The sequence below is a fragment of the Burkholderia sp. Ax-1719 genome (assembly GCF_011753055.1).
Lineage (GTDB): Bacteria > Pseudomonadota > Gammaproteobacteria > Burkholderiales > Burkholderiaceae > Paraburkholderia.
Window position 1 is genome coordinate 351,846 of sequence record NZ_VWWJ01000004.1, and the last position, 14,288, is coordinate 366,133.

Annotated in this window: 15 protein-coding genes; 11 read left to right on the forward strand and 4 right to left on the reverse strand. The window is 61.5% G+C overall.

Annotation, left to right across the window (positions count from 1 at the left end):
• The first annotated feature begins 51 nt into the window (after positions 1–51).
• The 6 genes from F3J17_RS11090 to F3J17_RS11115 all read left to right on the forward strand — a co-directional run bounded on the left by F3J17_RS11090 (position 52) and on the right by F3J17_RS11115 (position 5,796).
• Positions 52–549, forward strand: coding sequence for a MaoC/PaaZ C-terminal domain-containing protein (locus F3J17_RS11090; protein WP_167057435.1), 498 nt, complete (start codon positions 52–54; stop codon positions 547–549).
• Between the two features lie 23 nt (positions 550–572).
• Complete coding sequence (locus tag F3J17_RS11095) at positions 573–1,784, forward strand: thiolase family protein (RefSeq protein WP_167057833.1); 1,212 nt, start codon at positions 573–575, stop codon at positions 1,782–1,784.
• 20 nt (positions 1,785–1,804) lie between these two features.
• Positions 1,805–2,224 carry an OB-fold domain-containing protein gene (locus F3J17_RS11100; RefSeq protein WP_167057438.1) on the forward strand — a complete coding sequence of 140 codons (420 nt, stop codon included), beginning with the start codon at positions 1,805–1,807 and terminating at the stop codon, positions 2,222–2,224.
• Between the two features lie 106 nt (positions 2,225–2,330).
• Positions 2,331–3,563 (forward strand): CoA transferase, encoded by a 1,233-nt coding sequence (locus F3J17_RS11105; protein ID WP_167057441.1) that lies wholly within the window; start codon positions 2,331–2,333, stop codon positions 3,561–3,563.
• On the forward strand, positions 3,553–4,701 hold the full coding sequence (locus tag F3J17_RS11110) for a CoA transferase (protein ID WP_167057444.1): 1,149 nt from the start codon (positions 3,553–3,555) through the stop codon (positions 4,699–4,701). The genes F3J17_RS11105 and F3J17_RS11110 overlap by 11 nt, the downstream gene beginning before the upstream one ends.
• 165 nt (positions 4,702–4,866) lie before the next feature.
• Positions 4,867–5,796 (forward strand): LysR family transcriptional regulator, encoded by a 930-nt coding sequence (locus F3J17_RS11115; protein WP_167057447.1) that lies wholly within the window; start codon positions 4,867–4,869, stop codon positions 5,794–5,796.
• A 55-nt stretch (positions 5,797–5,851) separates the two neighbouring features.
• On the opposite strand, the gene F3J17_RS11120 is transcribed toward F3J17_RS11115, so the two are convergent.
• Positions 5,852–6,646 carry an SDR family oxidoreductase gene (locus F3J17_RS11120; RefSeq protein WP_167057449.1) on the reverse strand — a complete coding sequence of 265 codons (795 nt, stop codon included), beginning with the start codon at positions 6,644–6,646 and terminating at the stop codon, positions 5,852–5,854.
• A 280-nt stretch (positions 6,647–6,926) separates the two neighbouring features.
• Here F3J17_RS11120 and F3J17_RS11125 point away from each other — a divergent pair, with 280 nt between their 5' ends.
• From F3J17_RS11125 to F3J17_RS11135, 3 genes are read left to right on the forward strand one after another with little or no spacing between them, the layout of a single operon-like run.
• The gene (locus F3J17_RS11125) at positions 6,927–8,345 is read left to right on the forward strand and encodes an MmgE/PrpD family protein (RefSeq protein ID WP_167057452.1); all 1,419 of its coding nucleotides are present in this window, start codon (positions 6,927–6,929) and stop codon (positions 8,343–8,345) included.
• Positions 8,346–8,351: 6 nt separating this feature from the next.
• Complete coding sequence (locus tag F3J17_RS11130) at positions 8,352–8,927, forward strand: DUF2889 domain-containing protein (RefSeq protein ID WP_167057455.1); 576 nt, start codon at positions 8,352–8,354, stop codon at positions 8,925–8,927.
• Positions 8,928–9,383 (forward strand): nuclear transport factor 2 family protein, encoded by a 456-nt coding sequence (locus F3J17_RS11135; protein WP_167057458.1) that lies wholly within the window; start codon positions 8,928–8,930, stop codon positions 9,381–9,383.
• 21 nt (positions 9,384–9,404) lie between these two features.
• On the opposite strand, the gene F3J17_RS11140 is transcribed toward F3J17_RS11135, so the two are convergent.
• Positions 9,405–10,145, reverse strand: coding sequence for a carboxymuconolactone decarboxylase family protein (locus tag F3J17_RS11140; RefSeq protein WP_167057461.1), 741 nt, complete (start codon positions 10,143–10,145; stop codon positions 9,405–9,407).
• A gap of 61 nt (positions 10,146–10,206) precedes the next feature.
• Complete coding sequence (locus F3J17_RS11145) at positions 10,207–11,208, reverse strand: AraC family transcriptional regulator (protein ID WP_167057464.1); 1,002 nt, start codon at positions 11,206–11,208, stop codon at positions 10,207–10,209.
• Between the two features lie 269 nt (positions 11,209–11,477).
• Between F3J17_RS11145 and F3J17_RS11150 the strand changes: the two genes are divergently transcribed.
• Positions 11,478–12,401 (forward strand): alpha/beta hydrolase, encoded by a 924-nt coding sequence (locus F3J17_RS11150; protein WP_167057466.1) that lies wholly within the window; start codon positions 11,478–11,480, stop codon positions 12,399–12,401.
• A 36-nt stretch (positions 12,402–12,437) separates the two neighbouring features.
• Positions 12,438–13,352 (forward strand): NAD(P)-dependent oxidoreductase, encoded by a 915-nt coding sequence (locus F3J17_RS11155; protein ID WP_167057469.1) that lies wholly within the window; start codon positions 12,438–12,440, stop codon positions 13,350–13,352.
• A gap of 62 nt (positions 13,353–13,414) precedes the next feature.
• Here the strand turns inward: F3J17_RS11155 and F3J17_RS11160 are convergent, their stop codons facing one another.
• Complete coding sequence (locus tag F3J17_RS11160; protein WP_167057472.1) at positions 13,415–14,275, reverse strand: oxidoreductase; 861 nt, start codon at positions 14,273–14,275, stop codon at positions 13,415–13,417.
• Positions 14,276–14,288 lie beyond the last annotated feature (13 nt).

Below are 14,288 nucleotides of genomic sequence, written 5' to 3' on the forward strand. Positions count from 1 at the left end.
GAGGCGGATGAAATACGCCGTCTCGCACACGACATTTCAGGAGACATGGCAATGAGCGCAATCAATAACAGCATCAACATTCCGCTGGACGAACTGGAAGTCGGCCACAAATTCCGTTCGCCTGGCCGCACCGTGACCGAAACCGACGTGGTGACGTTCTGCATGTTCACCGGCAACTGGATCGAGATTCACTCGAACAAGGAGTACGCGGAGAAAACCCGCTGGGGCGAGCGTATCGTGCAGGGCATGCTGACATTTACGCTGATTTCGGGGCTGCTGCAATTTGGCCCGGCGATTCAGGCGAATTACGGCGTGGACAAGATGCGCTTCCTCAGTCCGGTGAAGATTGGCGACACGGTCTATGCCACTGCCGAAGTGATCGCGAAGAAAGACAAGGACGACAAATTTGGCGTGGGCACGATGCTGATCCAGGCCTTCAACCAGCGTGGCGAAGTCGTGCAGCGCAGCGAATGGAGCCTGCTGATGCTGCGTCGTCGCGCCGATCTCGAAGCGCTGATCGCCGAAGCGCAGCCTGATTTCAAGGCCTGAGGAGCGCCGGTATGAGTTCCCGTATGAGTCCCGAACCGGTAGCCGCGATCGTTGGCATGGGCGATGCGTACGCGTCGCTCGTGAACAGGAAGGATCCGTTGCAACTGGCTGCGGAAGCAACGCTCAATGCGCTCGCCGACGCGGGCATTCGCAAGGATCAGGTCGATGCGGTGTTCACGGGCCGTTCGCCGTGGGCCGACAAGCGTTCGCAGTGGAGCAACATCTTCATCTCGCACATGCAGATGCCGGTGACGATCACCAGCGAGCTGACGATGCATGGCGCGGGGCTAACGTCCACGCTGGCCATCGCTGCGCAGATGATCGCGGCAGGGCGCGCGCAATACGTGCTGTGCCTGCAGAGCGACGCAACCGAGTTGTTCGTCGACGCGGTTGCCATGGGCGCGGAAGCCGATGCCGATCCGCAGTTCGAGATTCCCTACGGCCCGACGATTCCCGCGCTCTACGCGCAAGCTGCGCAGCGCTATTTCCACGAGTTCGGCATCAGCGAAGCGGATCTCGCCGATGTCGCCGTCGCGAACCAGCGTTGGGGCCGTCATCATCCGCATGCCGCCAAAGCGAAATTCGGCGAAATCGATCGTGCCAAGGTGCTGTCGTCGCCCTATGTAGCGACGCCGCTGCGCCGCTGGATGTGCTCGACGTGGGGCGGCGGCACGGGCGGCGCGCTCGTGGTCACCTCGCCGGAGAACGCTCGCAATGCACGCAATCCTGTCTACCTGATGGGCTATGGATCGGCGACCACGCACGAATACCTCACCGATCGCATGAACATGCGGGAGTGCCGTTACGAAGCGCTCGGCGCGTTTCCCAACCTCACGACGACGGCGACCGCCGAAGCGGCGCGGCAGGCCTATGCGATGTCAGGCCTCGCGCCCACCGATATCGACATGGCGCAGATTTCAGTCAACTTCGCGCATATGGGGCCGATTGTGATGGAAGACCTGGGCTTCGCGAAGAAGGGGCGCGGCATCGATCTCTATCGCGAAGGTCGAACCGGCGTTGATGGCGATCTGCCCACAGATACCAACGGGGGCTGGCTATCGTTCGGACAGCCAGGCATCTCGTGCAATATGGACAGCATCGTCGAGGCGGTGCGCCAGTTGCGCGGCGATGCGCTGGGGCTCGCGCCCGCGCGTCGACCGAAAACCGTGCTCGTGCAAGGGGCGGGCGGGATGCTGGCGGCCGGCGCGGTCCTGCTGTTGTCGTCCGCAACATGACATCCGATTGAGAGCATTCCATGACAGACACGCATTCGCTCAATAGCTGGCCGCAGCCTTATCGCCTGCCGGACGCCGCACCGTACTGGGCGGCCTTGTCGGAAGATCGACTGACCTACCAGCACTGCAATGATTGCGCACAGGCCGTGTGGCCAGCGCATTCCTTCTGCACGCACTGCGGTTCTCGCTCGCTCGACTGGCGGCAATCCAGCGGCGGGGGTTCCGTATGGTCGTTCAGCACGGTGATGCGCGGGCCGACGCCGGTGTGGGCGGCGATCGTTCCGTACACCGTCGGCTTTATCCAGATGGACGAGGGCTATTTCCTGTTCTCGCAAATTGAGGCGGACCCGGAGGCGATCGCCATCGGCCAGCGCGTAACGGTGCGTTTTACGCAGCGTGGCGAACAGAAACTACCGCTGTTCGTGCCAGCCGACCGATAGGAACGCCGCAGCAAGCCGGCCCCTAAGGGGCCGGTCGAGGGCCGGTAAAAAAACGGAGGAGACACCGTGAGACACACTGGCGGCATACGCCACGGCGGGAGGCATCATGGCCGGACCGCTTGAAGGCGTTCGCATTCTCGATCTGACGTCCAATTTCATGGGGCCGTACGCTTCGCTGCTGCTGGCCGATATGGGCGCGGACGTCTGCAAGATCGAATCGCGTGAAGGCGATACCACGCGCAATATCGGCCCGTCCCGGCATCCCGGCATGGGACCGATCTTCCTGCATCTGAATCGCAACAAGCGCAGCATCGTGCTCGACCTCAAGCATCCGGAGGGCATCGGCGCGCTGCGGCACATGGTGCAGCAAGCCGATGTGCTGCTGTACAGCATGCGCCCGCACACCATGACGAAGCTCGGCATTGCCTATGAGCATGTTCGCGAACTCAACCCGCGCATCATTTATTGCGGTGCATTTGGCTTTGGACAGAATGGCCCTTATGCAACGCGTCCCGCCTACGACGATCTGATTCAGGCAGCAGTGGGCATGCCGGTGCTGCAAAGCCGTAAATCAGGGCCGCCCGATTATGTGGCGACGGCGGTTGCGGATCGCGTCGTCGGCATGGCGACCAGCAATGCGGTGGCCATGGCGCTCTACCGGCGCGAGAAAAGCGGCGTCGGCCAGCAGGTTTTCGTGCCGATGCTGGAGACTTTCGCGCATTTCGTATTGGGCGATCATCTTTACGGCCATACCTTCGTGCCGCCCATCGGCGACTGGGGCTACGCGCGCATGATGAATCCCGACCGCCGGCCGTACCGTACGCTTGACGGCTATATCGGCGTGAATGTCTATGCCGATCATCACTGGAAGCGCTTCTTCGTATTGTCTGGCCACGCTGAAATGGCCGACGATCCGCGTTTCGCCACGATTGCCGGGCGCACGGAAAATATCGCGTACCTATACGGTTTTCTTGCGAAGGTCTTTGAAACCCGGACCTCGGCGCAGTGGGTGGAATTGCTGGGCGAGGCGGATATTCCCGTTATCGAAATGAATACGCCCGAAACACTGATCGACGATCCGCATATGAAAGCCGTGGGTTTTTTCGCCGAAGAAGAGCATCCGTCGGAAGGCCTGATCAGAACGCTGGGGATTGCCCAGCAATGGAGTGAGAGCACACCCGAACTGCGCTATCCCGCGCCTCGTCTGGGCGAACAGACGGCACAACTGCTCGCCGAATACGGCTACAGCGCAGACCAGATTGCCGCAATGCTTCGTTCCGGCGGGGCATGGACGCCCGATTCCGCATTCGATTCAAGGGAGAACAACCATGTTGCGTGATTTGCCATTGGACGGCGTGGTGGTGGTGGAGTTGAGTGACAGCGCATCGGCGCCGTTCAGCGGGCGCATACTCGCGGCGCTGGGCGCGCAGGTCTGGAAGGTGGAACGCCCCGCTGGCGATTCGGCGCGAGGCTGGGGGCCGAGCAAATGGAAAGGCACGGGCGCTGCGTATCATGCGCTCAACCGCGGCAAGCGCACGATCTGCATCGATATTAAGGACAAGGATCAGCTCGCGACGCTGCACCGCCTGATTGCCGAGCACGCAGACGTCTTCATTCATAACCTGCGACCCGGCTCAAGCGCGGCTTATGGACTCGACGCGGACAGTCTGCGTGTCACCAAGCCCGAACTGGTCTATTGCGAAGTGGGCGCATTCGGCCACGCGGGGCCGATGAATACGCTGCCGGGATACGACCCGCTCATGCAGGCGTTTTCGGGGATCATGAGCATCACGGGCGAAGAGGACCAGTCGCCCGTGCGCGCGGGCGTGTCGATCGTCGACTTCGGCACCGGCATGTGGGCGGTGATCGGCATTCTTGCAGCGCTGTATCGCAGGCAGATCAAGCATTGCGGCGCAACGGTGCAGGGTTCGCTGCTGGAAACGGCGATTGCGTGGATGACGGTCGGCATCGCCAATTACAGTGCGGATGGCGAAGAGGGCAGCCGCCACGGCTCGGGCGTCGCGTTCATCGTGCCGCATCGGGCGTACGCGGCGGCTGACGGGCATCTGATCGTGAGCGCGGCCAACGATGCGCTGTTTGCGAAGCTCTGCGCGGCGCTCGATCATCCCGAATGGGCGAACGACGATCGTTTTGCCACGAATGCAGGCCGCTTGAAGAACCGCGTGGAAATCGACCGCCTGATTGGCGAACGCCTTGCGACGCAGCCTCGCACAATCTGGCAAGCGCGCCTGCAGGCGGCGGGTGTGCCCGTCGCGCCGATCCAGACGACCGCAGAAGTCGTCGGACACGAGCAGACGCGCGCGCTTGGCATTATTGAAACGCCATCCGATGACGAGATCGGACTCGTTGGCTTGCCGCTTTCGTTCGACGGCAAGCGTCCGCCGCCCCTGCACGCCGCACGTGATATTGGCGCCGATAACGATCAGCTCGAACGTTTGCTGGATTTGCCGCATTGAGCTCGCCATAAAGCGCAAGATGAAGCGCTCGTAACAAACGCCAAACCAGGCGCGATCCCGAGGGCGGAAAAGGGGCGAGGCGGTGTACGATAAACCGCTTCGCCCCGCGCAATTTCGCATCGCGGGCAAGAAGCGCGGACAAGACGCGCGAGCAAGAGAGGAGACATGAGCACCTTCAACCGGCTGCATCTGATACGGCAGGTCGATCTGTTCACGCTGAAGCTTTTTGTTTCGGCGGTGGAGGAACAGCAGATCGGGCTCGCCGCCATTCGCGAGAATATCGCGGCGTCCACGGCGACCAAGCGCATCCAGGATCTCGAAGACATCGCCGGCATCAAACTGCTTGAGCGCGGCCCGAAAGGTGTCGTGCCGAGCCCGGCGGGCGCGGTGCTCGTACGCTATATCCGGCGCATCTTCGAGAATCTCGACGATATGCGCGCCGAAGTCGCGTCGTTCACCGAAGGCATGCGCGGCCAGCTTGCCATCGCGTCGGCGCGCACGATTATCGTGCCGTTCATCGCGCGCGAACTGGGCGAATTCAAGCGTGAATATCCGCTCGTGGATCTGGTGGTGCATGAACTCGAAAACGCCGATATCGTTCAGGCCGTCGCGCGCGGCGAGGCCGATGTTGGCGTGTTCGCTGCATCGCACGATCTCGATCTGGGCTGTGTCGATGTCACGCCTTATCGCACTGATCGGCTGATTGCCGTCGTGCCTCATGGTCACCGGTTGAGCACGCGTTCGAGTGTGACTTTCAGCGATCTGCTGCCGGAAAATATCATTACGATTAACGCCATGCATGGCGCGCTGCGGGTTGCGGCACGGCGTCTGGGCGGGGAATTCGAACCGGCGTTCACCGTGAGCAGCGCGGGCGTGGCGGTGAGCCTTGTCGAAGCCGGTTTGGGGGTGACGATTCAGCCCGAATGTCTGGTCAGCCACGAACTGTTCGGACGCGTCACGGTGATGGAATTCGCCGAATCGTGGGCGGTGCGCCATATTCACATCGCCACCGCGCGCGGTCGTGAAATCGATCCGCTTGCTTCAGCGCTGATACGGCAGTTGCTGGATCGCCCGCGCGACGAAGCGGCGGTTTGAACCGGAGAGGTTCAAACTCGCCGCTGATCGCTGTTAAAGAGGCATCAGCCAGGTTTTAGATAGGCGTGTCGGCCACGCCGCCGTCGGCCCGCAGCGCAGCGCCGGTGGTGGCGGAAGCCTGTGTGGAGCAGGCATAGACCACGAGGTTGGCCACTTCTTCCACCGATGCAAAGCGTTGGCTGATCGACGAAGGCCGCAGCGCCTTTACAAGCTCCGCACCTTGTTCTTCGATGGTTTTGCCGGTGCGGCTGATTTCGGCCTGCAGAAAGGTGTTGACGCCTTCGCTAAGCGTCGGGCCAGGCAAGACTGCGTTCACCGTGACACCGGTTCCCGACATGCGTTTGGCCAGCCCGCGCGATACGCTGAGGAGCGCGGTCTTGGTCATCCCATAGTGCAACATGTCCGGAGGTGTGCTGATGGCGCATTCGGAGCTGATAAACACCACCCGTCCCCAGTTGCGCTCGCGCATGGCAGGTAGATACGCGCGCGCCAGACGCACGCCAGCCATGATATTCAGGTCGAAAAACTTCTGCCACGTTTCGTCGGTGATTTCGAAGAAGTCGGCGGTTTCGTAGATGGCGGCGTTATTGACGAGGATATCGCAATGCGGCTGTTGGGCAACGAGGCTGGCGCAGCCCGCTGCCGTCGACAGGTCGGCCACCACGCCGCGCACCTTCGCGCACGGTACCGCCGCTTCTAGCGAAACGACTGCGGCCTGCACGCGGGCCTCCACCAGATCATTGATCACCACGGCGGCCCCGGCCTGAGCGAGTTGCTTTGCGATGGCGAAGCCAATGCCTTGCGCCGCGCCCGTCACGACTGCGGTTTTGTCGTTTAAAACGATTTGCATGATGTCTCCATGAGTTCGGTTGTTGTTATTGCAGGCGTCTGCATGAAATCGATGGCTTTCTCACGCAGATGAAGCGCACCCAGGCACGGAGTTTAGGCATTGGAAAGTGCGGCGACCATGCTTGAACGTCCGACTTTCTTTTTCGATCGAACATGATTAATTAATATGGAATGCAGATCAATGCGAAATTTGCGATGTACGGAACAACACGCATCGTCAATTGACTTGTGATGTCGTGCGTCGCAAGCTGGCCGATACACAATGAAAATGGAGACACCTCATGCAGGTTCGTCGCGATTCCGGCGATAAGTTATCGGCCAATGTGCAGGCGGACGCTACCGGGTCGATTGCCCGCCATGTCGCCAGCGTCGCCAATGGACGTTTGAGCGAAGTCGATACGGAAGCGATGCGCCGGCTGTTTCTCGACAATTTCATCGTGTCGCTCTGGGGCAGCACGCGGCCCTGGACGCAGCAGATCACGCGCTGGACACGGCGTTTTGCCGGGACGGGCGCGAGTCCCGTGCTCGGCGGCGACTGGTCCGCTGACGCATCCGTCGCCGCGCTCGTGCATGGCACGGCCGCACACAGCTACGAACTCGACGATACCCATAACGAAACGCTCAGCCATCCGGGCGCGGCGGTCATTCCCGCGGCGCTGGCGGTCGCCGCGCAGACGGATGCTTCGCAGGAAAAGCTGTTTCGCGCGGTGACCGCCGGTTACGAAGCGATGGCGCTGATCGGGAGCGCGGCCGGCGGTCTTGAGACCGTGCACCGGGGATTCCATCCCACCGCAATTTACGGCGCGTTCGGGGCGGCTACGGCCAGCCTCGCCCTGCATGCCTATGCGCGCGGCACGCCCGTCAAGGTGGATCAACTGGTGCGCGCGTGGGGACATGCGCTATCGCAGGCGAGCGGCTCAATGCAGTTTTCTACCGAAGCCGTGGGCGGAGAAGTCAAGCGCGTTCACGCCGGCATGGCAGCGCGCAATGGCGTACTGGCGGCGGAGTTTTCGATGATGGAGGCCGTCACCGCGCCGCAACGCGTGATCGAGGGGCAGTATGGCGTTGCGGCGTTGTTCGGCGGTCCGCTACGAACGGTCGAGCCGACGCGCGAGTTGCAGATTCATGCGATCAGTTTGAAGCCGTATGCGTGTTGTCGACTTTTTCATTCGACCATTGATGCGCTGGCAGAGCTGACCGATAACTTCACGATGTCCACGGAAGGCATTCGCGAAATCGTCGTAAGCGGACCGCAACTCATCGCAGATCAGCACATGCTAGCTGAGCCCGTTTCGTCGATGGCCGCGCAATACAGTTGCCCGTACATCGTGGGTGCGACGCTGCGTTATGGTCCGTATCGCTACGATGCCTATGACGAAACGCTGCTGGCGGACCCCGAAATTCGTCGTATCGCACGACTCGTTCGCTTCGAATTGAGCGAAGCGCTGACGCAATACTATCCCGCGCGTTTCGCAACTGGCGTTGAGTTTCGCATGCAAGACGGCACGGCACGTTCGAGCGTGGTGATCGACAGCGTGGGAACGCCCGCCAGGCCATTGAGCATCGAGCAGATTCTCGCGAAGGGCGATGGCCTGGTCGCGCACGGCTTCACGGCATCGGTCAGAAGTCGCCTCGCGGCATTGCTCTGGAACAACGCCAACGATAGTCGCGCACTCGCGCAGACCTTCGCTTACGCATGAATACCTATGACTGAATCACTCAAACCTGCCTCAACGGACAACATCACTCGCGAGCCGATCCATACGCGTCATATCCGATTCGATTGCTTTCGGCGCAGCGATGGTTTATTCGAAGTCGCCGGTACGGTGGAGGACTGCAAGCCGTTCGATTTCGCACCGCCAAGCGGACCGCGCGTGGTGCCTGCGAATGAGCCGATTCATGACATCGGTGTATGCGTGGTGATCGATCTGGATCTGGTGATACATGCGGTATCGACTTTCATGCGCGCATACCCATACCGCGATTGCGTGGGCGGCGGCGAATCCTTGCAGGCGCTGGTCGGCCTGCGAATCGGCGCGGGGTGGAGCGGTGAGGTACGCAAGCGTCTGCCAGCCGGGGAAACCTGCACGCATTTGCGGGAAATCCTTATTCCGCTGGCGACGGCGGCAATCCAGGCGCTCAACCCGCTGCGCGCTCAGTCGCTGATGGACGCAACCGACGCAAACGGCAAGCCGCTCAAGATCGATAGCTGCTATGCCTACGGCGCTTCGCGTGAACTCGTTTTACAACGCTGGCCAGCCTTTCATAAGGAGACGAAATAAATGGAAACCGTGAATCTCGATCTTGACCGAAAAATCCAGTGGTTGATCGACGTCGAGGAAATCAGAACGTTGATGTCGAAGTATTGCCACGGAATCGACAAGCGCGAAGAAGACACGTTTATGAGCATCTGGGCGGCGGACGGCGTCTATGAATTGCCGCGCGGGCAGACCTCGGGGCTGGAAGGCATCCGGCAATTGCTCTACAAGGTATGGCGTGAAGTGCCGAAGTGCCATCACCACATTACGAATCCGCTAGTCGAGGTTCACGGAGACACGGCAACCGCCAGGTCCGATGTGATTTACTATCGCGAGACTTCAGACGGCCTGCTGCAATTGCTGTCGGGCACATATTCATTCAGGTTCGCGAAGCGCGCGGGAGAATGGAAAACGACTTATCTCGCGTTTTCGAGTTTCGACACGATAAGTCCCGTCTTTGCGCAGACCGCGAGGGCCTGATTTTCCACGCTCGCTCTTTCTTTAACTGGCCGCTCGCGCCAGATGCGCGGCGCCCAGCAGAAAGCTCTGAAAGCCGAGGCAACTCACAACCTGCATGACCTGTAGCACCTGGGCGGGCGTTGCGCCGTAACGCAGCGCATTGCGGGTATGAATGCGCACGCCCGGCTCGAACAGGTGAGTGGTGGAGACGTCGATCGCGACGTACAGCAGTTCTTTCACGACCGGCGCCAGCGTGCCATGACGCCAGGGTGTGGACGAAAACGCCGTATAGCCTTCGAAAAACGCCGGTGAACTGCGGACCATCGTCTCCAGCTGGTCGCTCCAGTAGCCGCGTGCTGCGGTGAATTCCGCTTTGACTTTTTCGAATTGCGCGTTGAGCGGAAATAGCGCGTCAACCGAATGTCCCGCCGCCGTGGCTTCTTCGATCAGCGCGGGCACACCCACCATGTACGCGTGAATGCCCAGCACCGAGGCAATCTGCAAGGTCTCGGCTATCTCCTTGCGCGTCGCACCGTGACTTAACGCGCCTTCGATGTGCAGCGCGGTTGCCTCGGCGTTCAAGTGCGTCACGCTTGCGCTCGCGGCGATCATCACCAGATCGCACAGTTTGCGATCGAGATGCCCGCCTTCCAGCGCCGCCCGAGCCATGACGAGGTAATCGCCGAAGAACGGGGCATTTTCCTGCAATGCCTGCTGGCAGGCGTCGCTCCAGAATCCGTGCAGGCGTTCAAATTCGGCTTTGAGTGCGGATTGGTCGGACATAAGAAACTCCATCGGAATGCCTGCAGCGTAGATGGCGCTCTTATGCGCGAGAAGCCATGCGCTATGCGCCATCCGTACTTTGGAATGGCTGTGTTGGCTTGGGCAGAAGATTCGCGTCGCGCGGGTAATCGTCTGCGCCGTCGAAAGGCGAGTCCGATGATTGCCGCCGATATTGCGTCGGTGAACAGGCCATGTTGCGCTTGAATGCCGTGCTGAAAGAGCTTTCGGATTCGTAGCCTAAAGAGAACGCAATCGACGCAATATTTTCTCTGCCGCCGCGCAAGCGGTCAGCAGCGAGCAGCATGCGCCACCGTGTGAGGTAGTCCATGGCTGTGCTGCCCACCAGTGCCTTGAAGCGCTGCGCGAAAGCCGTGCGCGAAATGCCGGCAATGCGCGCGAGCATTTCCAGCGTCCAGCGGCGCGCCGGTTCGGCGTGAATGGCTGCAATTGCAGGGCTGATCTGGCGGTCGGTCATCGCCAGAAACCAGCCTTGCGGCAGTTCGCTGGAGGTTGCCAGAAACAGCCGCAACACCTGCACCAGCATCAGATGCGCAAGATGCGTCGACATCAGGGTGCCGCCTGGCTGTGGATCGCGTAATTCACTCGCCCATTGATCGAGCGACCAGCGCAGAATGCCTGCCTGACTGGAGGCACTGGGAATATTGATGATCGGCGGCAGTGCGTCGAACAATACTTCCGCATGGCGACCCGAAAAGGCAAAGCGGCCGCTGATGAGAAACACTTCGCCGCCGCCGTTGTGCACGGCCACGCCGTCGCGCGCGGCCGCCTGCTGGATGTGTTCGCCGCCTTCTTTCGGCAGCGAGGGATCGGAGGACAGCACGAAGCGACACCCGCTGTTGAGGAGGAAACAGTCGCCTTCCTCGAAATGAATCGGATGTTCCATGCCTTCCGTGGCGCCCCAACAGGCGCCGCGTATCACCGCCGTAAATTTGATGCCCTCGTGGGGCGGGAAATCAAACGACCAGTCTCCCGCAGCGTCAAAACCCGCGTAGAACTGGCTGCGCGGTCGTAGCAGCGAAAGCACGTCCGAAAGAGGATCCATCGTCGTCCTTGTACGATCGGAAAGCAAAGCAGCACTCTAAAGCATAGTTCGTGCTGCGTTCAAGGCGGCGTCCGGCGTTCCAGTGTACGGAAAAGGCCATCAGCCGGAATTGACCGTGCAGGCGCACGGCGGCATTGTTCAAACAGTCCTTGCCGTGCGACGGGCATTGCTTCCATTGCGCGGCTTCGCACTGCAGATCAACAACATAACGGAGACACGCCATGCACGTTCCCAATGCCGGTTCGCCGGCAACCAGGAGCTGACGCACGATGCCGCTCGACCCTGAAATTGCCGCTGTCCTGCAGAGTCTTGAAGCGTCGCCGCCGATGGAGAGCGTTTCGCTCGAAGCGCTGCGCGCGGGGCTCACGTATCCGCCGCTCGAACGCCGTACTTCGGTGGGCGAAGTGGTCGATATCGAAGTACCGCTCGCGGGACGTCTGCTGGCGGCGCGGCTGTATCGCCCCGCGACCTTGCGAAGCCGCGGTGTGACCGTGTTTTTCCACGGTGGTGGCTTTGTGATTGGCAACCTCGATACGCACGATCACGTGTGCCGCGATCTCTGCGCTGGAAGCGGGGCCGCCGTGATCGCGGTTGATTATCGGCTCGCGCCCGAGCATCCATTTCCGGCTGCCGTGGACGACTGCCTGGACGCCGTACGCTGGATTGCAGAACACGGCCCGCTGTTCGATATCGACCCTGAGCGCATGGTGGTCGCGGGTGACAGTGCAGGTGGCAACCTGGCGGCCGTGACCGCGCTGCGGATTCGCGATGAGGGCGGCCCGGCCTTGCGGGCACAGGTGCTGATCTATCCAGTGACGGCCTACCATACGCCGCCCACGCGCTCGTACATCGAAAACCAGTCGGGTTACGCGCTTACCCGCGCCGCCATGATCCGCTTCTGGAGCGACTACCTCACGGACGAGCGCGAGACGCGCCATCCGCATGCGTGTCCGCTGCGCGCAAATTCGCTGGCGCGGCTTCCGCGCACGCTGATCGTCACGGCGGAGTTCGACCCATTGCGCGACGAAGGCGAGGCTTACGCCAATCGCCTGTTCGATGCAGGCGTGCCGGTGATGCATTGGCGCTATGACGGCATGATTCACGGCTTTTTCCGCATGGGGCTGGTGTGCGCGAAAGCGAAGGAAGGTGTGCTGCGCTCGGCGGCTTGGATTGTCGATGCGATGGCGCGATAACGCCGCAGACGGATAAGTCGATTCGAGGAAAACAACATGGACAACGCTATTAACGTGAAAAACATCGGCTTTCTAGGGCTCGGACAGATGGGCGCGCCGATGGCCGAACGCCTGCTCGGGCATTCGTTCCGGCTGCATGTGTACGATCCCTCGCCGGGCGCGTTGGCGCCGTTCGTGGCGGGTGGCGCGGTGATCCACGATTCGCCGCGTTCGGTGGCCGACGCGGCCAGCATCGTATTCGCCTGCCTGCCGTCGAGGGAAGTCTCGCTCGCGGTGGCGCTTGGTGAAAAGGGCGTCGTGCACGGCTCGGCGATCCGCATCTATGCGGAAATGTCCACCATCGGCCAGGACGTGATCGAGCAGATCGGCCTTGCGCTCGCGGAGAAGCATATCGGCATGGTCGATGCACCGATCTCCGGCGGCGCGCCCGCAGCGCGCGCCGGGACGCTCGCGATGCTGGTGTCGGGTGAGCCTGCACTCGTGGAGCAGGTGTCGCCGCTGCTGTCGATCATCGGCAAGGAAGTGTTCGTAATGGGCGACCGGCCCGGCATGGCGCAGGTCATGAAGATCGTCAATAACGTGATCATGGCGACCAATATGGTGGTCTGCGCAGAAGGTCTTGCGATGGGCGCAAAAGCCGGTCTCGACGCCGATATGATGATGCGTCTGCTCGATGCTGGCACGGCGCAAAGTTTTGCCTGCACGAAGATGCTGAGCCGCGCGGTGGCCGGGACCTTCGATTACGGCGCGGCGGTGGCGATCATCGAGAAAGACATGTCGCTAGGTCTTGCCGAGGCGCAGTTGCTGAACGTTGCGTTGCCAACGATCGCACGCGCGCGCGACGTCTGGCAATCGGCCTACGAAGCAGGGCACGCAAGAGAGGACTTCACCTCGATCCTGAAGTTCGTCGCCGAAGAAAATGGCACGCAGGTACGCGGGCGCGGCGCTTGAAGCAGCGAGAGAATAACAAAAACGGGGCATCGTCGCCGATGCCCCGTTTGCATGATGCAACGTCAGCTCACGCTGATCGGATTTTTCATCGCGCCAGGAAACGCCGTATCTTCGGCGCGCGCACGCAAACCCGCGAGGTCCTTGTTGCGTGATGCCACGGTCGCATCCCACAGATCGTAGGCATCCGCACCCAGCATCAGGCGCAGCGGCGGCGTCGCGCTTTCGACCACGTCGATCATCAACTGGGCCGCCTTGACCGGATCGCCAGCCTGCATGCCCGCCTGGGTCTCGAAGTACTGGTGCATCGGCGCAGTGAGCGCTGCGTAGATATCGAGGCTCTGTTCTGGCTGCATGTTGACGTCGCCCGCGAACTCGGTGCGAAACGCGCCGGGCTCAACCAGGGTCACGCGAATACCGAACGGCTTGACCTCGTGATGCAGCGCTTCCGTGAGACCTTCGAGCGCGAACTTCGAGGCGCTGTACAGACCGCAGATCGGGAACGAGACCAGACCGGCGATACTCGTCAGATTCAGGATGTGGCCCGAGCCTTGTGCGCGCATCTGCGGCAGCACTTCGCGAGAGAGTTCGGCGGCGGCGAAGAAGTTGAGTTCCATCTGTTCGCGCAGTTGCGCGGACGTGAATTCCTCGACCGCGCCGCACGAGCCACGGCCCGCGATATTGGCCAGTACGTCGATGCGGCCAAAGCGCTCGATGGCCGTTTTCAACGCACTGGCGCGTGCGGCCGGATCGGTCACGTCGAGCGACACCGGCAGCGCGCGGTCTTCGTGGCCCGCTGCAATGGCTTCGAGCGGTGCGAGGCGGCGTGCGGCGAGCACCGCGCGATCGCCGTTGGCCAGAACCGCTTCCGCCAGTGCGCGACCAAAACCCGACGATGCGCCGGTGATGAACCATACCTTGCTCATGAAAAAACCTCTG